The sequence below is a fragment of the Kitasatospora sp. NPDC059747 genome (assembly GCF_042732955.1).
Classification (GTDB): Bacteria; Actinomycetota; Actinomycetes; order Streptomycetales; family Streptomycetaceae; genus Kitasatospora.
Genome location: NZ_JBHWGV010000039.1, coordinates 1 through 20385, shown reverse-complemented (window position 1 = coordinate 20385; position 20385 = coordinate 1). Strand labels below are relative to the sequence as shown.

General features: G+C 74.5%; 18 protein-coding genes and 1 pseudogene. 15 read left to right on the top strand and 4 right to left on the bottom strand.

The window, feature by feature from the left end; translation table 11 throughout:
- Nucleotides 1-59: 59 nt before the first annotated feature.
- Nucleotides 60-1259: a mannose-6-phosphate isomerase, class I gene (gene manA, locus ACFV4G_RS18925; RefSeq protein ID WP_380441692.1), complete on the bottom strand. Its 1200-nt coding sequence runs from the start codon at nucleotides 1257-1259 to the stop codon at nucleotides 60-62.
- Nucleotides 1260-1609: 350 nt separating this feature from the next.
- Here manA and ACFV4G_RS18920 point away from each other — a divergent pair, with 350 nt between their 5' ends.
- Nucleotides 1610-2374 carry a polyprenol monophosphomannose synthase gene (locus tag ACFV4G_RS18920; protein WP_380441690.1) on the top strand — a complete coding sequence of 255 codons (765 nt, stop codon included), beginning with the start codon at nucleotides 1610-1612 and terminating at the stop codon, nucleotides 2372-2374.
- A 94-nt stretch (nucleotides 2375-2468) separates the two neighbouring features.
- On the opposite strand, the gene ACFV4G_RS18915 is transcribed toward ACFV4G_RS18920, so the two are convergent.
- Nucleotides 2469-2870, bottom strand: a complete 402-nt coding sequence (locus tag ACFV4G_RS18915; protein ID WP_380441688.1) for a winged helix-turn-helix transcriptional regulator — start codon at nucleotides 2868-2870, stop codon at nucleotides 2469-2471.
- Nucleotides 2871-2977: 107 nt separating this feature from the next.
- Between ACFV4G_RS18915 and ACFV4G_RS18910 the strand changes: the two genes are divergently transcribed.
- The 11 genes and pseudogenes from ACFV4G_RS18910 (at nucleotide 2978) to ACFV4G_RS18860 (ending at nucleotide 14334) form a co-directional block, all read left to right on the top strand.
- Complete coding sequence (locus ACFV4G_RS18910) at nucleotides 2978-3613, top strand: FMN-dependent NADH-azoreductase (RefSeq protein WP_380441686.1); 636 nt, start codon at nucleotides 2978-2980, stop codon at nucleotides 3611-3613.
- A gap of 149 nt (nucleotides 3614-3762) precedes the next feature.
- Nucleotides 3763-4698, top strand: a complete 936-nt coding sequence (locus tag ACFV4G_RS18905) for an MBL fold metallo-hydrolase (RefSeq protein WP_380441684.1) — start codon at nucleotides 3763-3765, stop codon at nucleotides 4696-4698.
- Nucleotides 4699-4714: 16 nt separating this feature from the next.
- On the top strand, nucleotides 4715-5302 hold the full coding sequence (locus ACFV4G_RS18900; RefSeq protein ID WP_380441682.1) for a molybdenum cofactor guanylyltransferase: 588 nt from the start codon (nucleotides 4715-4717) through the stop codon (nucleotides 5300-5302).
- Between the two features lie 111 nt (nucleotides 5303-5413).
- A pseudogene (locus ACFV4G_RS18895) lies at nucleotides 5414-5720 on the top strand (DUF6457 domain-containing protein); the annotation flags it as partial.
- 50 nt (nucleotides 5721-5770) lie between these two features.
- A complete protein-coding gene (locus ACFV4G_RS18890; protein ID WP_380441755.1) occupies nucleotides 5771-6952 on the top strand; it encodes a molybdopterin molybdotransferase MoeA in 1182 nt (393 codons plus the stop codon).
- Between the two features lie 25 nt (nucleotides 6953-6977).
- Nucleotides 6978-8024: a potassium channel family protein gene (locus ACFV4G_RS18885; RefSeq protein WP_380441680.1), complete on the top strand. Its 1047-nt coding sequence runs from the start codon at nucleotides 6978-6980 to the stop codon at nucleotides 8022-8024.
- A gap of 112 nt (nucleotides 8025-8136) precedes the next feature.
- Nucleotides 8137-9114, top strand: coding sequence for an NAD(P)H-quinone oxidoreductase (locus ACFV4G_RS18880; RefSeq protein ID WP_380441679.1), 978 nt, complete (start codon nucleotides 8137-8139; stop codon nucleotides 9112-9114).
- Nucleotides 9115-9251: 137 nt separating this feature from the next.
- Nucleotides 9252-9905 (top strand): hypothetical protein, encoded by a 654-nt coding sequence (locus ACFV4G_RS18875; RefSeq protein WP_380441677.1) that lies wholly within the window; start codon nucleotides 9252-9254, stop codon nucleotides 9903-9905.
- A gap of 265 nt (nucleotides 9906-10170) precedes the next feature.
- Nucleotides 10171-10746 carry a bacterial proteasome activator family protein gene (locus tag ACFV4G_RS18870; protein ID WP_359970521.1) on the top strand — a complete coding sequence of 192 codons (576 nt, stop codon included), beginning with the start codon at nucleotides 10171-10173 and terminating at the stop codon, nucleotides 10744-10746.
- Nucleotides 10747-10986: 240 nt separating this feature from the next.
- A complete protein-coding gene (locus ACFV4G_RS18865; protein WP_380441674.1) occupies nucleotides 10987-12456 on the top strand; it encodes a protein kinase in 1470 nt (489 codons plus the stop codon).
- A gap of 111 nt (nucleotides 12457-12567) precedes the next feature.
- Nucleotides 12568-14334, top strand: coding sequence for a protein kinase (locus tag ACFV4G_RS18860; protein WP_380441672.1), 1767 nt, complete (start codon nucleotides 12568-12570; stop codon nucleotides 14332-14334).
- Between the two features lie 29 nt (nucleotides 14335-14363).
- On the opposite strand, the gene ACFV4G_RS18855 is transcribed toward ACFV4G_RS18860, so the two are convergent.
- The gene (locus tag ACFV4G_RS18855; protein ID WP_380441670.1) at nucleotides 14364-15482 is read right to left on the bottom strand and encodes a phosphotransferase; all 1119 of its coding nucleotides are present in this window, start codon (nucleotides 15480-15482) and stop codon (nucleotides 14364-14366) included.
- A 67-nt stretch (nucleotides 15483-15549) separates the two neighbouring features.
- Entirely contained in the window at nucleotides 15550-16209 is a 660-nt protein-coding gene (locus ACFV4G_RS18850; protein ID WP_380441668.1) for a response regulator, read from the bottom strand.
- A 424-nt stretch (nucleotides 16210-16633) separates the two neighbouring features.
- On the opposite strand from ACFV4G_RS18850, the gene pdhA reads away from it, so the two are divergent.
- From pdhA to ACFV4G_RS18835, 3 genes are read left to right on the top strand one after another with little or no spacing between them, the layout of a single operon-like run.
- Entirely contained in the window at nucleotides 16634-17788 is a 1155-nt protein-coding gene (gene pdhA, locus ACFV4G_RS18845; RefSeq protein WP_380441667.1) for a pyruvate dehydrogenase (acetyl-transferring) E1 component subunit alpha, read from the top strand.
- On the top strand, nucleotides 17788-18762 hold the full coding sequence (locus ACFV4G_RS18840; RefSeq protein WP_380441665.1) for an alpha-ketoacid dehydrogenase subunit beta: 975 nt from the start codon (nucleotides 17788-17790) through the stop codon (nucleotides 18760-18762). The genes pdhA and ACFV4G_RS18840 overlap by 1 nt, the downstream gene beginning before the upstream one ends.
- A 15-nt stretch (nucleotides 18763-18777) precedes the next feature.
- Entirely contained in the window at nucleotides 18778-20247 is a 1470-nt protein-coding gene (locus tag ACFV4G_RS18835; protein ID WP_380441663.1) for a dihydrolipoamide acetyltransferase family protein, read from the top strand.
- Nucleotides 20248-20385: the final 138 nt, after the last annotated feature.

Genomic DNA, 20385 nt, shown 5'->3' with positions numbered 1-20385 from the left:
GCTCACGGGTGCGCACCCGTGAGCCGCCCCCGGCCCTTCGCGTTCGGCGGTCGCCGTCCTCAGATCGTCACGGTGGCCCGGAAGAGGGTGGTGGCCGTGCCGGAGAGGCGGGTGGGGGTGCCGGTGGCGGGGAGGAAGGCGGACTCGCCGCGGGAGAGGTCGAGGACGGTGCCGTCGGGGCCGGTGAGGCGGGCCGTGCCGGCGGTGCAGAGCAGGATCTGCGGGGTGCGGCCGTCGATCTCGCGGTCGGTGCCGTCCAGCCGGAAGCGGGAGAGGCGGAACTCGTCGATCGGGACGGGGTAGAGCTCCTCGCCCGGGGTGCCGTCCACCGGGGTGGGGTGGAGGACGTCGGGGGCGCCGGCCTCGAAGACGACCACCTTCATGAGCTCGGGCACGTCGATGTGCTTGGGCGTGAGGCCCGCGCGCAGCACGTTGTCGGAGTTGGCCTGGAGCTCGACGCAGACGCCGTGCAGGTAGGCGTGCGGCACGCCGGCGCCCAGGTAGAGGGCCTCGCCCGGGTGCAGCCGGAAGTGGTTGAGCAGCAGGCCGGCGATCAGGCCGCGGTCGCCGGGGAATTCGCGGGTGATCCGGGCGTACGCCGCGTAGGGGCCCTGCGGGTCCTCCTTGGCGGCGAGGTCCACCTGCGCGGCGGCCTGCCGGACGGCGTCGGCGGCGGTCGCGTCGTCCATGGTGAGGATCGCGGCCAGCGCGCGGCGCAGCGCCTCGGGCTCGTGCCCGGCGCTCAGCAGCTCGATGACCGGGGCGAGCGCGGGCACCGCCAGGCCGGCCAGCAGCGCGGCCGCCTCGGCGGCCGGGCGGAAGCCGCACAGGCCCTCGAACTCATCGAGCGCGCAGATGAGTTCGGGCTTGTGGTTGGCGTCGCGGTAGTTCCGCCGGGGGGCGTCCAGCGGGATGCCGAGGGCGTTCTCGGCGGCGAAGCCGGCCCGGGCCTGGTCGAGCGTGGGGTGGGCCTGGATGGAGATCGGGATGCCGGCCGCGAGGATCTTGAGCAGGAACGGCAGGGTGGGCCCGAAGCGCGCGACGGTCGCGGTGCCGAGCTCGCCCTCGGGGTCCGCGGCGATCAGCTCGTCCAGCGGGCGAGGCCCCGCGCCCCGGTCCGTGCGGGAGGGGTCGCCGGGGTGGGCGCCCATCCACAGTTCGGCCTGCGGCTCGCCGGTGGGGTCCTGCCCGAGGAGTTCGGGGAGGGCGGTGGCCGATCCCCAGGCGTACGGGCGGATGGTGTTGACGAGCCTGTCCATGCGCGCGGTCCTACTCCTTCGCTGCGGTGGCGGGGTGTGCCGGATCGGCGGCCAGCGGATCGTCCTCGGCGGGCCGGGCGGGCGGTCCGGGCCGGGGCGAGGCATCGACCCTAGCCGACGCGCGTCACGTGAGGGGAAACGGCGGGCGTCCGGTGCGAGTGCCGTGGTCGCGGCGGCGATCGGGCCGGGGTCCGGCAGGTGCGGTAGTAGGATGCCAGGACCCAGTTGTTTCCACCGTGCGCAGCAGTTTCCGCCGCGGAACCCCTCGGCGGGCCGCCGACGGGAGCGGCGTTCCGGAGTGCGGGCGCGACGGTGACCGGCACTCCCGCCATTGGCCGAGAGGTTTGTACGTGACCGTGAACCAGCCGCGTTTTGCTGATCTCGGCAAGGTGCTGGTGATCATTCCGACGTTCAACGAGGCGGAGAACGTCGAGCGGATCGTCGGACGGGTCCGCACCTCGGTGCCCGAGGCGCACGTCCTGGTGGCCGACGACAACAGCCCCGACGGCACCGGTGAGCTCGCCGACAAGCTGGCCGCCGAGGACCAGCACGTGCACGTCCTGCACCGCAAGGGCAAGGAGGGCCTGGGCGCGGCCTACCTCGCGGGCTTCCGCTGGGGCATCGACAACGGCTACGACGTCCTGGTCGAGATGGACGCGGACGGCTCGCACCAGCCCGAGGAGCTCGACCGGCTGCTCGCCGCGCTGCGCGGCGCCGACCTGGTGCTCGGCTCCCGCTGGGTGCCCGGCGGCCGGGTGGTGAACTGGCCGAAGTCGCGCCTGCTGCTCTCCCGCGGCGGCTCCACCTACTCGCGCCTGATGCTGGGCGTGCCGATCCGCGACGTCACCGGCGGCTACCGCGCCTTCCGCAAGGAGACGCTGCTCGGTCTGGGCATGGACGAGGTGGCCTCGGCCGGCTACTGCTTCCAGGTCGACCTGGCCTGGCGCACGGTGAAGGCCGGCTTCAAGGTCGCCGAGGTGCCGATCACCTTCGTCGAGCGCGAGCTGGGCGCGTCCAAGATGAGCCGCAGCATCGTGATCGAGGCGCTCTGGCGGGTGACCTCGTGGGGCATCGCGGACCGGGTGGCCCGGCTGCGGGGCGCGAAGCGGCGCTGAACCCCTGACGTTCCGGGCGAAGGGCCCGCCGGCTGTGTGAACAGCGGGCGGGCCCTTCGTCGTGTCCGCGGTCGTGCGCGGGTCGGGCCGACTCTCAGCAGCCGCCCTTGAGGGCGCTCTCCGGGAGGTACTGGTCGGCCCAGACGGCCAGCTCGTCGAGCGCGGGGCGCAGGGCCGTGCCCGCGTCGGTGAGGCGGTAGCTCACGCGCAGCGGCGGGCCCGCGTCGACCTCGCGCAGGACCAGGCCGGCCTCGGTCAGCTCGGTGAGGCGGTCGGAGAGCATGCGCTCGCTGATGCCGGGGACGGCGCGGCGCAGCTCGGAGAAGTAGGCGGGGCCGCCGTGGTTGAGCACGCCCACGAGCAGGCCCGTCCAGCGCTTGCCGAGCAGCGTGAACACCCGGGTGAGGGCCAGCTCGACGTTGAAGCAGGTGCGCTGTTCGGCGCACGCGTCGGAGGCGGCCGGTTGGCGGTCGGTCACTACCTCGTGCTCGGACATGGCTCCAGCGTACCTGACCGATCCCTAGTGACTGCAGAAAAGTAAGCTGCTACGGTAGTTGCAGCTGCGGGGGAAACGGCAGCTACTTATCCGATGGAGGTACCGTCATGCCCACCCTGCTCCACATCGACTCGTCCGCCGTCGCCGACGGCTCCGTCTCCCGCGAGGTCTCGGCGGCGTTCCGGGCCGCCTGGCAGGCCCAGCACCCCGAGGGCACGGTGGTCTACCGCGACCTCGCCGCCGATCCGGTCCCGCACCTCGACGTGCACGGGATCTCGGCGACCTTCGTCCCCGCCGGGGGCCGCACCGCCGAGCAGGACGCCGCGCTCGCCCTGCGCGAGGAGCTGATGACCGAGCTGGAGCAGGCCGACGCGATCGTCATCGGCAGCCCGATGTACAACTTCACGATCCCGTCCACCCTCAAGGCCTGGCTCGACCAGGTCATCCTCATGGGCCGCACCGCCGGCGAGACGCCCTCCGCCAAGGGCACCCCGGTCACCGTGGTCGCCGCCCGCGGCGGCTCCTACGCGCCCGGCGCGCCGCGGGAGCCGTACGAGTTCGTCACCACCTACCTGGAGAAGGTGCTGACCGGGATGCTCGGGCTGGGGGTCGACTTCATCGTCCCCGAGTTCACCCTGGCGCCGAAGGTGCCGGCGATGGCCGACTTCGTCCGGAACGCCGCCGACTCCAAGGCCCGCGCGCTGGAGGACGCCGCCCGCAGGGCCAAGGAGCTCGCCGCCTGAGGCCCGACCCGGCCGCCGACGTGACCCTCGCCGGAAGGCGCGCCCGCACGGGCGCGCCTTCCGCGTATTCGGGCGCCCGTTCTCCCATGCTGTAGGGCGCAGACCGGTGGGGCGCAGAGAGCCCGGCCGCCGACCAGAGGGAGCAACCCGTGACGTCGTCCCCGCCCGAGGAGAGCGCCGACGCGGACCGCGCGGAGACCGGGGAACAGCCCGTCCGGCCGCTGGAGATCGATGTCTTCACCGGCCCCGAGTCGGCCTTCTTCGCCACCTCCACCCTGATCCTCGGCGAGCGCACCGCGATCCTGGTCGACGCCCAGCTCACCCGCAGCGCCGGACGCGAACTCGCCGAGTGGGTGGCCGGCAAGGGGCGGCGCCTGCTCGCCATCGTCGTCACCCACCACCACCCGGACCACTACTTCGGCGCCGAGGAGGTGCTGAAGCTCTTCCCCGAGGCCCAGCTGCTCGCCGCACCGGCGGTCGTCGACGGCATCCACCGCACCGTCGCCGCCAAGGTCGCCCAGTGGAAGCCCGTGTACGGCGACGACATCCCCGACCACCCGCTGATCCCGGCCCCGCTGCTGCCGCAGCCGCTGATGCTCGACCGCCAGGTGATCCCCGTGCTCATGCTCGGGCAGGGCGACTGCGGCGACTCCACCGTCGTCCACGTGCCCAGCGTCCGCACCGTGATCGCCGGGGACTTCGTCTACAACGGCACCCACGTGTGGACCGCCGACACCACCCCCGCGCAGCGCGTCACCTGGGGCCACAACCTCGGACGCATCGCCGACCTCGACGTCGACCGGGTGATCGCCGGGCACCGGGCGCCCGACCAGGGCCACGACGCGACCCGGGTGCTCGCCTTCACCGGCGAGTACCTGCAGGACTTCGACCGGCTGCTGACCGAGCACCCGGACGACGCGGAGGCGCTGGTCACGGCGGTGAACGAGCGGTACGGGGAGCTGACGCTGCCGGTCGTCCTGGAGCTGGGCGCGGCGGCGAACGTCGCGCGGGCGGGCGAGGAGTCGCCGGACGGGGACGACGATGCGGTGGAGGGCGAGGGGGACGAGGAGGACACGGCCGGGTAGGGCGGATACTGGCCGCATGACGCCGTACGACGTGATCGTTCCGGCGGGCGGGGCCGCCCGGCGCCTCGGCGGGGCCGACAAACCCGGGCTGACCGTCGGCGAGACCACCCTGCTCGACCGGGTGCTCGCCGCCTGCACCGGAGCCCGCACCACCGTCGTGGTCGGCCCGGACCGCCCCACCACCCGCACCGGCGTCCGCTGGACCCGCGAGCAGCCGCCCGGCGGCGGGCCGGTCGCCGCCGTCGCGGCCGGGCTCGACCTGGTCGACGCCGCGACGGTGCTGCTGCTCGCCGCCGACCTGCCGTTCCTCGACCGGCGCACGGTCGAGCGGCTCGTCACCGCCCTCGACGACGCGCAACCGACGGTCGAGGCGGCCGTCCTGGTGGACGCCGGCGGCCGCGACCAGCCCCTCGCCGCCGCCTACCGCACCGCCGCCCTGCGCAGTGCCCTGGCCGCCCTCGGCGACCCGTCCGGCCTCCCGCTGCGCCGCCTCACCGGCGGCCTGGGACGGCTGCTGGTCGCGGACACGGACAACGTGGCGTACGACTGCGACACGTGGGAGGACCTGGAACGGGCCCGCGAGTGGGACCGGGACGGGAGGTAGGGGGAGCAGAGGACCGTGCCACAGGTGCTGCGGACGGGTGCTCACCAGGCGGCGGGCGGGGTCGTGAGGGAAACGACGCGCCCCGCACACCGGGGGAACATCCCGGGGAAACCGCCGATCAGGCAGCATGGGGCGCATGGAGCGCACGCTGGATGACTGGATCGCGGAGGTCCGCGCCGAACTCGGGATCGACCTGGACGTCGATGTCCGTGGCCTGTTGGACCTCACCCGGGTGGTCGCGCACGGGGTGGCCAGGCCGGCCGCACCGCTGACCGCCTTTCTGATCGGGTACGCGGCCGCCCAGCAGGGCGGCGGCCCCGAGGCCGTCGCCGAGGCGGCCCGCCGCACCGCCGTGCTCGCCGAGCGCTGGAGCGCGCCGGACGCGCCGGACGCGCCGGACAGGCCGGGCCGGCCGTGACGGCCGTCGAGGAGACCGCCGTGACCGCGCCCCCGGCCGGGCCCGGCACCATGGCCTGGCCACTGGCCCGCGAGACCGCCCGCCGGGCCGGGCTGCGCCCGCTGCCGCCGGTCGTGCTGCCGCTCGCCGCCGCCCTCGGCCACACGCTCGCCGAGCCGCTGGCCGCCCTCACCGACCTGCCCCCCTTCGACACCTCCGCCATGGACGGCTGGGCGGTCGCCGGCCCCGGCCCCTGGCGGGTCGCCGGGCGGCTGCTGGCCGGGCGGGCCGCCCTCGCGCCGCTGGCCGACGGCACCGCCGTCGAGATCGCCACCGGTGCCCAACTGCCGCCCGGTGCCACCGCCGTGCTGCGCCGCGAGCACGGCTCGACGGACGGCGCGCTGCTGCGGGACTGCGGTCCCCGGCCGACGACCACCGGCCAGGACGTCCGTCCGCGCGGCCAGGAGTGCCGCCGGGGCGAGGCGTTGCTGCCCGGCGGCACCCCCGTCGACGCGGCGGTGCTCGGCCTCGCCGCCGCCTGCGGCCACGACCGGCTCCCGGTCCGCCGCCGCCCGGTCGTCGAACTCCTCGTCCTCGGTGACGAGTTGGTCGCGTCCGGGGTGCCGGGGCCCGGTCTCGTCCGGGACGCGCTCGGACCGATGCTGGCGCCGTGGCTGCGGGCGTGCGGTGCCGAGGTGGCCGAAGTCCGCTCCGTCCGGGACGACTTCGGTCTGCTGCGGGACGCGCTCCGGCACTCCACCGCCGACGTCGTCGTCACCACCGGCGGCACCGCGGCCGGCCCGGTCGACTTCCTGCACCGCGCACTCGACGAGGTCGGCGCCCGGCTGCTGGTCGACGGCGTCGCCGTCCGCCCCGGCCACCCGATGCTGCTCGCCGAACTGCCACCGGGCGGGCTCCCGGGCGAACTCCCCGGCGGTCGCCACCTGGTGGGCCTGCCGGGCAACCCGCTGGCCGCCGTCGCCGGCACCGTCACGCTCGCGCTGCCGCTGCTGCACGCCCGCAGCGGCCGGCCCGCCGGCGGCCCGGCCCCCGCGCCCGCCGCCGTCCCGCTGGCCGGGCACCCGACGGACACCCGGCTGCTGCCCGTCCGGCGCACCGCCGACGGCGTCGTCCCGCTCGCCTTCGACGGGCCCGCCATGCTGCGCGGCCTGGCCCGGGCCGAGGCGCTCGCCGTCGTCCCGCCGGGCGGTGCGCGGGTCGGCGACCTTGTCGAGCTGCTGGAGGCTCCGTGAGCGGGCGAACCGAGGAGGGGCGCGCATGAGCAAGCTCCTGCGCGGGCCCGCGCCGGGCACCGAACCGTGGGCGGACGCCGGGATCGTGCTGCCCGCCCGGCGCAGCGCGCCCGCCGTCCGGCAGGTCGGCTCGCGGCTGCTGCTCGCGCTCGCCGTCCTGGTCGCCACCACCGTGATCGTCTACCTCGACCGGGACGGCTACAACGACAACGCCGGCGGCGGGCTCGACTTCCTCGACTCCGCGTACTACGCGACCGTGACGCTCTCCACCACCGGCTACGGCGACATCACGCCGTACAGCTCGGGCGCCCGGCTCACCAACATCCTGGTGATCACCCCGCTGCGCGTGCTGTTCCTGATCATCCTGGTCGGCACCACGCTAGAGGTGCTCACCGAACGCACCCGCCAGCAGTGGCGGTTGAACCGCTGGAGGTCCACCGTGCGCGAGCACACCGTCGTGATCGGGTACGGCACGAAGGGCCGCAGCGCCGTCGACACGCTGCTCGGGCAGGGCGTCAAGAAGGACGAGATCGTCGTCGTCGACCCGCAGCGCAAGGTGATCGAACACGCCTCCCAGCACGGGCTCGTCGGCGTCGTCGGCGACGCCACCCGCACCGACACCCTGTTGCGCGCGGCGCTGCCGACGGCCGCCCGGGTCGTCGTCGCGCCCGAGCGGGACGACACCGCCGTCCTGGTCACGCTGACGGCGCGCCAGCTCAACAAGGCCGCCACCGTGGTCGCGGCCGTCCGCGAGGACGAGAACGCGCCGCTGCTGCGCCAGAGCGGCGCGGACGTCGTCGTCACCAGCTCCAGTTCGGCCGGCCGGCTGCTCGGGCTGTCCATGCTCAGCCCGCACGCCGGGGCGGTCATGGAGGACCTGCTCACCTACGGCAACGGCCTGGACGTCGTCGAGCGGCCGGTCACCCGGGCCGAGGCCGGGCACAGCCCGCGCGCGTGCGAGGACCTCGTGGTGGCGGTGGTCCGCGGCCGGCGGGTGATCAACTACACCGAGCCGGAGGCCGCCGTGCTCCAGCTCACCGACCGGGTGATCGTCATCAAGTCGGCGGGGTGAGTCGGGGCCCGTCTTCGAACTCCCGTCGTCCGCCCGCACGGCAGGCGGGAGTTCGAAGACAGGCCCCAAGCCGTTGCCCCGGGCCGGGGGCGGCGCGCAGTAGGTTCGGGGCATGCATGCGATGACGATTCCCGTACCCGGTGGTCCCGAGGCGCTCGTCTGGGCGGAGGTGCCGGACCCGGTGCCCGGTGAGGGCGAGGTGCTGGTCGACGTGGTGGCCACCGCCGTCAACCGGGCCGACCTGCTCCAGCGGCAGGGCTTCTACAACCCGCCGCCCGGCTCCCCGGTGTACCCGGGGCTCGAATGCGCCGGGCGGATCGCCGCCCTCGGGCCGGGCGTGTCCGGCTGGGCCGTCGGCGACGAGGTGTGCGCGCTGCTGGCCGGCGGCGGCTACGCGCAGCGCGTCGCGGTGCCGACCGGGCAGCTGCTGCCGCTGCCGAAGGGGCTCGGCTTCGAGGAGGCCGCGGCGCTGCCCGAGGTGGCCTGCACGGTGTGGTCCAACGTCTTCCTCACCGCGCACCTGCGGCCCGGCGAGACCGTGCTGGTGCACGGCGGCGCCAGCGGCATCGGGACGATGGCGATCCAGCTGGCCAAGGCCGTCGGCGCCCGGGTGGCGGTCACGGCGGGCAGCGCCGGGAAGCTCGCGCGGTGCGCCGAGCTCGGGGCGGACATCGTGATCGACTACCGGGAGCAGGACTTCGTCGAGGCGCTCCGGGAGGCCACCGACGGGGCCGGGGCGGACGTGATCCTCGACATCATGGGCGCCAAGTACCTGCAGCGGAACGTCGACGCGCTCGCCGTCAACGGACGGCTGGTGATCATCGGGCTGCAGGGCGGGGTGAAGGGCGAGCTGGACCTCAACACGCTGCTGCGCAAGCGCGGCGCGGTCGTCGCCACCAACCTGCGCGGGCGGCCGCTGGCCGAGAAGGCGGCGATCGTGGCGGCGGTGCGGGAGCACGTGTGGCCGCTGGTCGAGTCGGGCGTGGTCAAGCCGGTGGTCGACCGGGTGCTGCCGCTGACGGAGGCGGGGGCGGCGCACGGGGTGCTGGAGCGGGGGGAGCAGGTGGGCAAGGTCGTGCTGCGGGCCTGAGGCCTTGCGGGTGCGGCGGCACCGGCGCCCGTGTGACGTCCGAAATGCCCTGATTGCCGGAGTGTGTGAGGCTGGTCCGGAGCTGTCCCGCCGCCGACCCCGCCCCGCGCGGTCGGCCGTCGGAAGGACCTCCGACCGTGGCCGCACCAACGCACGCGCACCTCGGGCCGCTGCCCGCCGCTCCCTCCCGCCGCCCCGCCCGGGCCCGCCGGCTGGCCGCGGCGGCCGTGCTCGGGCTGGTCCTGCCGCTGGCCGCCGCGACGGTGGCCGTCGCCGCCCCCGGACCGGGGGCGGCGAGCTCGGCGGAGGCCGCGGACCGGGCCGACGGCGCGGACCGGTCGGACGGGCCGGACGGGTCCGGCTGGTCCGGGGGCGCCGTCCCGTCCGCCGCGCCGCCGGAGCGTGCGGCCACCCACTCCCGCCCGGACGACTGGGACCCGCGCGCCCACCGCCACCGGCCCGCCGCGCCGGAGCAGGCGCCGGACACATCGCCGCAGCAGCCGCCGGACCAGGCGCCCGACCAGGCGTCCGACGGGGCCGTCGAGCAGGCCCCGGACCAGTCCGCCGAACAGGCTCCCGGGACCGCCGACGCCGACGCCCCGGACACCCCGGCCGACGACGCGGCCCCGGACACCGCCGCGACGGCCGCCACGCAGGCCATCGCCGCCCCCACCGTGATCCCGGCCCGCTGGGGCGACGCCTCCACCCTGCAGCTCCCCCTCGGCGCCGGCCTGGGCCTCATCGGCTGCGGCCTCGGCCTGGTCGGCCTGCGTCTGCGCAGGGGCTGGTAACCGCCCGACGGGAGACGGGCGGCGGGGCGGGGCGGCCGTGCGCGCGGGTTCGGATCCGGCGGAGGAGGGTCGGTGCGGCGCGGGTGGGTGTGGGGGAGGTTGTGTGCGGGGTTGCGGTGGATCGGGGGGTGGTGCGGCGGTGCGGCGCGCGAGAACTGAGTATCCGTACGGATTCCCGAGGGGCCGGCCGGGGCGTACCGTCGGGACCGGCCGTGCGGGCCGGGGGCTTCCGCCCGACCAACCCCAGTGAGAGAGAATGTTGTTCATGACGAATCCGATGAACGAGAGCTCGTCGCAGGACGGCCAGAAGGTGCTGATCCTCGGACCGGACGGGATGCCGGTGGGCCAGGGGTTCGCGGGCCCGGCGGGGGACGACGAGGGCGAGGGGCCGCGCGAGCTCCCGGTGACCGAGATGGTCGAGCAGCCCGCCAAGGTCATGCGGATCGGCAGCATGATCAAGCAGCTGCTGGAGGAGGTCCGGGCGGCGCCCCTCGACGAGGCCAGCCGGGCGCGGCTGAAGGACATCCACGCGAGCTCCATCAAGGAGCTGGAACTGGGCCTGGCTCCCGAGCTGGTCGCCGAGCTGGAGCGGCTGTCGCTGCCGTTCACCGAGGACTCCATCCCGACCGAGGCGGAGCTGCGGATCGCGCAGGCCCAGCTGGTCGGCTGGCTGGAGGGGCTGTTCCACGGGATCCAGACCGCGCTGTTCGCGCAGCAGATGGCCGCGCGGGCGCAGCTGGAGCAGATGCGCCGGGCGCTGCCGCCCGGTCTGCACGGCGGCGAGCCGGACGAGGACGAGCCCGGCCAGGGCCGCGGGATCCGCTCCGGCCCGTACCTGTAGGCCCACCCGCGGCCCGCGGCGACACCCGCGGGCCGCGCCCGCACGGCGCACCCGCCGGTCGTACCGGGACGGCCCGCCGCCGGGCGGGCTACCGGCGGGTAGCCACCGGGTCGATCCCCGCGGAGCGGCCCTGGACCGATCACCGTCGGCGGGAGCCGATACCCTGGCCCCCTGTCGCAGGCCGGTGCAGCCGCCGCGGCAGGGGGCCGGGCCGGCCGACGGGCCCGGACCGCAGCACGTATGGACGAGACCGAACGTCACGGTCGCGGCGGTGACGCCCGCGCCGAGGGGGAGCAGCAGATGAGCGAGCACGGCAACGCGGCGGTCGAGGGCTACTCCCTGGGCAACGGCCGCTACGTGTTGCAGCGGCTGCTGGGCGAGGGCGGCATGGCATCCGTGCACCTCGCGTTCGACAGCGTGCTGGGCCGCCAGGTCGCGCTGAAGAGCATGCACAGCGAGCTGGGCCGGGACGACTCGTTCAAGGAGCGGTTCCGCCGCGAGGCGCAGGCGGTGGCCCGCCTGGAGCACCCGAACATCGTCACGGTGTACGACAGCGGCGAGGACGTCGCCCCCGACGGCTCCAGCACGCCGTACATCGTCATGCAGCTGATCGACGGCAAGGGCCTGCGCGAGACGATCAACGAGGCCGTCGCGCAGTACGGCGCGATGCCGACCGAGGAGGCCCTGCGGGTCACCATCGGCGTGCTGAACGCGCTGGAGGCCTCGCACGACATGGGTCTCGTGCACCGCGACATCAAGCCCGGCAACGTCATGTTCGACCGCAAGGGCAACGTCAAGGTCATGGACTTCGGCATCGCCCGGGCGCTGGAATCCGGCGTCACGTCGATGACCCAGACCGGCATGGTGGTCGGCACCCCGCAGTACCTGTCGCCCGAGCAGGCCCTCGGCAAGCCGGTCGACGCCCGCTCCGACCTGTACTCGGTCGGCGTGATGCTCTTCGAGATGCTCACCGGCCAGCTGGTCTTCGACGGCGACTCGGCGTTCTCGATCGCCTACAAGCACGTGCAGGAGGAGCCGCCGGCGCCGTCCACGATGAACCCGTCGCTCCCGCCGGCGGTGGACGCGTTCGTGGCCCAGGCGCTGCGCAAGGACCCGGCGCACCGCTTCGCGAGCGCCGAGGCCATGCGGGACGAGGCGGAGCGGCTGATCGCCGAGCTCAAGGGCGGCGGCGGGCACTCGCTGCAGGCGAGCACGCCGCTGGTGATCAACGAGGGCCCGCGCTCGGTGCACGCCGCGCCGCAGAACCCGGCCACGCCGCACCCGCAGTACCTCCAGCAGGGCGGTGCGCCGCAGCAGCCGCAGTACCAGACCCCGCCGCCGGCCTACCAGACCCCGCGTCCGCAGGCGCCGCAGACTCCGCACCCCTTCCCGCAGCAGCAGCCGCAGTACCAGACCCCGCCGCCGGCGTACCAGACGCCGCAGCCGTTCCAGCGGCCCGCGCACACCCCGCCGCCGCAGCCCGTGCCGCCGTACCGGCCGAACCCGGCCCCGGCGGCCGGCGGGGGCGGCTGCTCGACGGCGGCCGTGGTCATCATGATCATCATCGGCGTGCTCGTCCTGGCGGGCATCATCATCGCGATCGTGATCAACAAGGCGAAGAACAACACCCACAGCACCACGTACGGCAGTGCCGCGCCGTCCGCCGTGGTGCTGGTGCTGGACGCCCCGGAGCGCTCCGGCCTGCTCTGACCGGTCGCGGCCGGATCGGGCGTGTCACGGCGCGCGCCGGAGGCGGTAGCGTTCGGGGATACGAAAGCGACAGGGCACCGCGATCCGAGCGAACGCCCGGGGCGAGGAGCGATGGCACAGACGCAGCATCCGGACGACGACGAGGGCGCCCGGGCGGCCGGCCGGACCGGCGGGGCCCCGCAGCCGAGCGTGCCCGGGAGCGACGCCGCGACCAGCGCGTTCCCGCCGGTGCCGCCCGGCGGCCCGCAGACCCCCGGGCGCGGCACCGCCGCCCCCCTGGGGACGGTCGGTGACGGCCGCTACCGGATGACCCACCGGCTCGGCCGCGGCGGCATGGCCGAGGTCTTCGCCGCCGAGGACATCCGGCTCGGCCGGACCGTCGCGGTCAAGCTGCTGCGCGGCGAGCTCGCCCAGGACGACATCGCGCGGGCGCGGTTCACCCGCGAGGCGCACGCCGTCGCGGCCCTCAACCACCACTCGATCGTCTCGGTCTACGACACGGGCGAGGAGTACTTCGGCGACGAGTCCACCCCGTACATCGTGATGGAGCTGGTCGAGGGCCGGACCGTCCGCGAACTGCTGGTGGACGAGGCCGCGCCGCCGGTCGACCAGGCGCTGATCATCATCGCCGGGGTGCTGGAGGCGCTCGCCTACAGCCACCGGCACGGCATCGTGCACCGCGACATCAAGCCCGCCAACGTGATCATCACGACCACCGGCGCGGTCAAGGTGATGGACTTCGGCATCGCCCGCGCGCTGACCGGCGGGGCCACCACCATGACCCAGACCGGCATGGTGATGGGCACCCCGCAGTACCTGTCGCCCGAGCAGGCCCTCGGCAAGCCGGTCGACCACCGCTCCGACCTCTACGCGGCCGGCTGCATGCTCTACGAGCTGCTGACGCTGCGCCCGCCGTTCACCGGCGACACCCCGCTCTCGGTGGTCTACCAGCACGTCCAGGACCCGCCGGTGCCGCCCTCGCAGGCCAACAGCCGGGTGCCGGTCGGCCTCGACGGGATCGTGCTGCGCTCGCTCGCGAAGAACCCGGACGACCGCTTCCAGGACGCCGACGAGTTCCGCGCGCACGTCCAGCACGCGCTGCGCGAGATGCACGGCGCGGCCGGGGCCGGCTGGGCCGGCGCCACGGCCGGGCTGCCCGCGGCGCCCGGCGACACCGGCGCCACGCAGGTGATCCGGCCGGACCAGACGGCGGCCACCGCGGCCTTCGGCGCGATCGGCGCGGGCGACGCGACCTCGGTGCTGCCGTACCACGGCGGCCGGCCGCCCGCGGGCCCGCACACCCCGTCCTCGCCCTACCAGGGCCCCGGCGGCCCCTACGACGACGGCCACGACGGCGGGGACGACGACGGGTACGGGCGGCGGCGCGGGCCGTGGGGCTGGGTGGCCGGCATCGCGGCCGTCCTGGTCGCGGCCGGCGTCGGCATCGCGCTCGCGCTCAGCGGCGGGGGCGGTGGCGGCGGTGGCGGCGGCACCAACCTCGGTCCCAGCACGCCCGCCCCGGCGGTGAGCAGCACCGACGCCACCACGCCGCCCGCGAGCGGCAGCCAGAGTCCGCCGGCCTCCAACACGAACAGCCGGAAGCCCTCGCAGCCGACCGACAACGGCAACTACGGCGGCGGCAACGGCGGCACCAACATGTCGCCGCAGCCGACGAACAAGCACACGCAGAGCCAGACGCCGACGCCGACCGGGACGCACTCCCCGACCGCCTCCTCGTCGGCGTCCAGCACCCCGACGACGGCGCCGTCGACGCCGAGCGGCGGCGGCAGCACGCCGACCGGCGCGAACCCGGGGACCAGCCAGCCGGCGCCGCCGACGGGCAAGCCCCCGATCACGCCGCCGCCGACGCTCGGCTGATCGGGGGCTGAACCGGCTTCCGGCCGGGGTCAGTTGGCGAAGGCGTCCAGGACCTGTTCGTACTCCTGGCACCACCACGCCAACTGGCCCGCGGAGGCGGGGTACAGCGGGTCGGCCCGGTGGTCGCCCCGCTGGTAGCGCCACTGCAGCATCCAGAAGTCGTTCAGCCGCTCCCACCAGACCCGGTGGGCGGCGGCGGCGAGGTGTTCGGGGGTGGCGGCGCCGGTGGCCCGGTAGGCCTGCGAGTAGTGCCGGACCCGGACGAGGTCGAGCGTGCCCGTCGTCCGGTCGTTGAAGAGCAGGGTGGCGGCGCGGACGGCCTCCTCGGCGCGCGGCTGCGGGCCGAGCTTGTCCCAGTCCAGGACGGCCACGACGCCGTCCGCCCCGGGCGCGCCGGGGGCGTCGAGCGCCGCCGGGTGGAGCAGGTTGAGGCCGTGGAAGTCGCCGTGGGTCCAGCCGGTGGGCGGGGCGGCCTGCGGGGCGGGGCGGCGGTGGGCGTGGTCGGCGAGCAGTTCCAGCCGTTCGGCGAGCCGGCGTTCGACCAGGGCGTCGAGGTCGCCGTGGGGGCGGTGGGCGCGGGCGTGTCCGAGCAGGTCGCGGGCGAGGTCGGCGCTGTCGAGCGGGTCGGCGCTGCGGTAGCCGTCGGGCTGGTCGAGCGGGGCGCAGACGTCGTCGAGCGCGCCGTGCAGGTGGCCGAGCAGCGCGCCGAGAGCGTCGCACTGCGGCAGGGGGAGCTCCGTACCGTGCCGGTGTCGGCCATCCACCCACGGGAACACGGCGAACAGCCGGCCGCCGGAGGAGGCCACCGTCCCGGCGCCGTCGGTGCGGGTCAGCGGGGGTGCGACGGGCAGGCCGAGGGCGTGCAGCGCGGCCATGGCGCGGTGGTGGGCGACGATCTTCGGACGGTTGGCGGTGGCGGCGTCGACGTAGCACTTCAAGAAATGGGGACCGGCCTCGGTCACGACCCGGTAGCCGCGGTTGAGCAGGCCCTCGGCGACCGGTTCGGCGGTCAGTATCCGTCCGATCGGGTAGCGGCACAGCACCTCGGCCAGGGCGGCGCGCGGGACGGGCGGGCTGAGGGTCCCTATCGGCGGGGCGGCGAGGTCGGGGCGGGCCGGGGCGCAGGCGAGGGTCTGGCTGAAAGTCACAGCCAGAGGTTATGGCCCCCTGGCGGGGGCCCTTGACAAGTCGTCAAAACTGTGATGCTGCCCGGGCTCAGTGCTGCTGGTCGGCCTGGTGCCGGGCCACGAAGGCCGCCGCCTGGGTGCGCCGCTCCATGCCCATCTTGGCGAGCAGACTGGAGACGTAGTTCTTCACCGTCTTCTCGGCCAGGTGCAACTCGTTGCCGATCTGACGATTCGTCATCCCCTCGCCGATCAGATCGAGGATCCGGCGCTCCTGCTTGGTGAGCTGGGCGAGCCGTTCGTCCTCCTTCTCGCCGCCGTCGCGCAGCCGGGCGAGCACCCGGCTGGTGGCGACCGGGTCGAGCAGCGACTTGCCGGCCGCGACGTCCCGCACCGCGGTGATCAGGTCGGTGCCGCGGATGGCCTTCAGGACGTAGCCGGAGGCCCCGGCCATGATCGAGTCGAACAGCGCCTCGTCGTCCGAGAAGGAGGTCAGCATCAGGCACTTCAGCTCGGGCAGCCGCGAGCGGACCTCCCGGCAGACCTCGACCCCGTTGCCGTCCGGCAGACGCACGTCGAGCACCGCCACGTCCGGGTGGACGGCGGGGATCCGGGTGATCGCCTCGGCGGCGGTGCCGGCCTCCCCGACCACCTCGATGTCGTCCTCGACCGAGAGCAGGTCGTGCACGCCCCGTCGGACCACCTCGTGGTCGTCGAGCAGGAAAACTCTGATTTGTCCGTTATCACTCACACCCAAAACCTCCCATATGACCCTACAAGTGGCCTCTCGTACGTACTGCCCCAGGGGCGTGTTCCGGCCAGACCGGTCCGAAACCGATACCGAGAACCCCCTTACGTACGGGCCGTCGCCCGGATAACGTGCGCTGGTGTCCTGAAGGCGCCCGAATTGAGAGCTGCGTCACGCGGTCCGTCACCCCCACCCAACCGACGGCGAGCCGAGCGCGGCACCCACGGGGTTGTAGGCCCTGAACAAGTAGGACGTCCTAGCGCAGGCGCGCCAAGGGCGGACGCTGGGTAACGTTCTCGTGAGGGACGCCGTCGGAACAGGATCACCACCTGCCCCGCAACAGGTGCGCATACCCACGCGCCCCGCGAGGCGGTGACCGGACCGGTCACCGGCGACCCCGGGCGGCCGGACAGACCGAGGAGTGAACGTGACCGTCAAAAGCACGGCGAGGGCCCGCAAGAAGGCGGCCCCCTCCGTCCCTGACACCCTGCGCGCCACGGGTACGGACGCCCAGCCGGAGCTCGTCCAACTGCTCACGCCGGAAGGCGAGCGGGTCGAGCACCCGGATTACCCGCTCACAACCACTCCGGAGGAGCTGCGCGCCCTCTACCGCGACCTGGTGCTGGTGCGCCGGTTCGACGGCGAGGCCACCGCGCTCCAGCGCCAGGGCGAGCTGGGCCTGTGGGCCTCGCTGCTCGGCCAGGAGGCCGCCCAGGTCGGCTCCGGTCGTGCCATGCGCACCGGCGACTACGCCTTCCCCACCTACCGCGAGCACGGCGTGGCCTGGTGCCGCGACGTCGACCCGCTGAACCTGCTCGGCATGTTCCGCGGCGTGAACCACGGCGGCTGGGACCCGAACGAGAAGAACTTCCACCTGTACACCATCGTGATCGGCGCGCAGGCCCTGCACGCGACCGGCTACGCGATGGGCATCACCAAGGACGGCGCGGACGACGCGGTCATCGCGTACTTCGGCGACGGCGCCTCCAGCCAGGGCGACGTCAACGAGGCCTTCACCTTCGCCTCGGTCTACAACGCCCCCGTGGTGTTCTTCTGCCAGAACAACCAGTGGGCGATCTCCGAGCCCACCACCACGCAGACCAAGATCCCGCTGTACCGCCGCGCCTCCGGCTTCGGCTTCCCGGGCGTCCGGGTCGACGGCAACGACGTGCTGGCCTGCCTGGCCGTGACCCGCTGGGCGCTCGACCACGCCCGCAACGGCAACGGCCCGGTGCTGATCGAGGCGTTCACCTACCGGATGGGCGCCCACACCACCTCCGACGACCCGACCCGCTACCGGCTCACCGAGGAGACCGAGGCCTGGAAGGCCAAGGACCCGATCCTGCGGCTGCGCACCCTCCTGGAGAAGGAGGGCCTCGCGGACGAGGAGTTCTTCGCCGCGATCGACGCCGAGAGCGAGCAGCTGGGGCTGCGGGTGCGCGAGGGCGTGCGCAGCATGCCGGACCCGGACCCGACGCTGATCTTCGACCACGTGTACAGCGAGCCGCACGGGCTGGTCGATGAGGAACGGGCCGAGTACGTCCAGTACGCGGCCTCCTTCGAGGCGGGGGAGAACCTCTGATGGCCGGTCAGCTCAGCATCGCGAAGGCGCTCAACAGCGCCCTGCGCAAGTCGCTGGAGGACGACCCGAAGACCCTCCTGATGGGCGAGGACATCGGCAAGCTCGGCGGCGTCTTCCGGATCACCGACGGCCTGCAGAAGGACTTCGGCGAGGGCCGGGTCATCGACAGCCCGCTCGCCGAGTCGGGCATCGTCGGCACCGCGATCGGCCTCGCGCTGCGCGGCTACCGCCCGGTCGTGGAGATCCAGTTCGACGGCTTCGTCTACCCGGCCTTCGACCAGATCGTCTCCCAGCTGGCCAAGATGCACGCCCGCGCGCTCGGGCACGTCAAGATGCCGGTCACCATCCGGATCCCCTACGCGGGCGGCATCGGCGCGGTCGAGCACCACAGCGAGTCGCACGAGGCGTACTTCGCGCACACCGCCGGCCTGCGCGTGGTCACCCCGTCCAGCGCGCACGACGCGCACTGGATGCTGCGGCAGGCCATCGCCTCCGACGACCCGGTGATCTTCCTGGAGCCCAAGCGCCGCTACTGGGACAAGGGCGAGGTCGGCGACGCCGCCGACCTGGGCCTGTACGACGCCCGGATCGTCCGGCCCGGCACCGACGCGACGCTGATCGCGTACGGCCCGATGGTCAAGGTCTGCCTGGAGGCCGCCGCGGCCGCCGAGGAGGACGGCCGCCGCCTGGAGGTCGTCGACGTGCGCTCGCTCTCCCCGGTGGACTTCGCCACCCTGGAGGAGTCGGTCAAGCGCACCGGCCGGGCCGTCGTGGTGCACGAGGCGCCGGTGTTCCTGGGCATGGGCGCCGAGCTGGCCGCCCGCCTCACCGAGCGGTGCTTCTACCACCTGGAGGCGCCGGTCCTGCGGGTCGGCGGCTACTACGCGCCGTACCCGCCGTCCCGGGTCGAGGAGGCATTCCTGCCCGACCTGGACCGCGTGCTCGACGCCGTCGACCGCGCGCTCGCGTTCTGATACCGGGGAGCGAAGATGACCACCGAAGTTCGCTCGCTCCGCGAGTTCAAGATGCCCGATGTGGGCGAGGGCCTCACCGAGGCCGAGATCCTCAGCTGGTACGTCAAGCCGGGTGACACGGTGACGGACGGCCAGGTCGTCTGCGAGGTGGAGACCGCCAAGGCCGCGGTGGAGCTGCCGATCCCGTTCAACGGGGTCGTCGAGCAGCTCTTCTTCCCCGAGGGCGCGACGGTCGACGTCGGCACCGTGATCATCTCGGTCGCGGTCGCCGGGGAGGGCGGGGCCCCGGCTCCGGCCGCCCCCGCCGTGCAGGCCGCCCCCGCCGCTCCGGCGGCCGAGGCGCCGGCCGCGCCGGCCGAGCCCGAGCGGCGCGAGGTGCTGGTCGGCTACGGTCCGCGGACCGGCACCGCCCAGCGCCGGGCCCGTCGGACCACCACGACCACGGTCGTGGCCGCGCCGGCCGCCCCCGCGGCTCCGGCCCCGGCCGTGGCTCCCGTCGCGGCTCCTGTCGTGGCTCCTGTCGTGGCCGAACAGCCCGTCGGCGAGCGGCCGTTGGCCAAGCCGCCGGTGCGCAAGCTGGCCAAGGACCTCGGCATCGACCTGCGCGCGGTCACCCCGACCGGCCGGGACGGCGTCGTCACCCGCGAGGACGTGCACGCGCACGCGTCGGCCCTGGCCGCCGCGGCCTCGGCTCCGGCTGCGGTCGCTGCCGCCGTCGTTGCCGCCGAGCCCGTCGCGGCCGAGCCGGCCGAGGCTCCGGTCGTCGTGTCCGGGGCCGCCGCGGGCGACGTCCGGGTGCCGATCAAGGGCGTCCGCAAGGCCACCGCGCAGGCCATGGTGGCCTCGGCGTTCACCGCGCCGCACGTCACCGAGTTCGTCCAGGTCGACGTGACCCGCACGATGAAGTTCGTCCGCCGGCTCAAGGAGAGCGGCGAGCTGGGCCGGGACGTCCGGGTCAGCCCGCTGCTGATCGTCGCCAAGGCGCTGCTCACCGCGATCAAGCGGCACCCCGAGATCAACGCGCAGTGGGACGAGGCGGCCCAGGAGATCGTCATCAAGGGCCAGGTGAACCTCGGCATCGCCGCGGCCACCCCGCGCGGCCTGATCGTGCCCAACATCAAGGACGCCGGCGCCAAGACCCTGACTGGGCTGGCCACGTCGCTCGGCGAACTGGTCGAGACCGCCCGCCAGGGCAAGACCTCGCCGGCCGACATGCAGGGCGGCACGGTCACCATCACCAACGTCGGCGTCTTCGGCGTCGACACCGGCACCCCGATCCTCAACCCGGGCGAGGCCGCGATCCTCGCCTTCGGCGCGGTCCGGGAGCTGCCGTGGGTGCACAAGGGCAAGGTGGTCCCGCGTCAGGTGACCACGCTGGCCCTCTCCTTCGACCACCGCCTGGTGGACGGGGAACTGGGCTCCAGGGTGCTGGCCGACGTGGCCGCCCTCCTGGAGCAGCCGAAGCGCCTGATCACCTGGGGCTGACCGGCCGGTAGGACCACGGAAGGGGGGGGGGGGCGGCGCCCCGGGGGGCGGGGGGGGCGGGGGGGGGGGGGGGGCCTGCGGGTGACCGGGGGGGGGGGGGGCCCGCACGCGAGGCCAACACCCCCCCCCCCGGCGGGG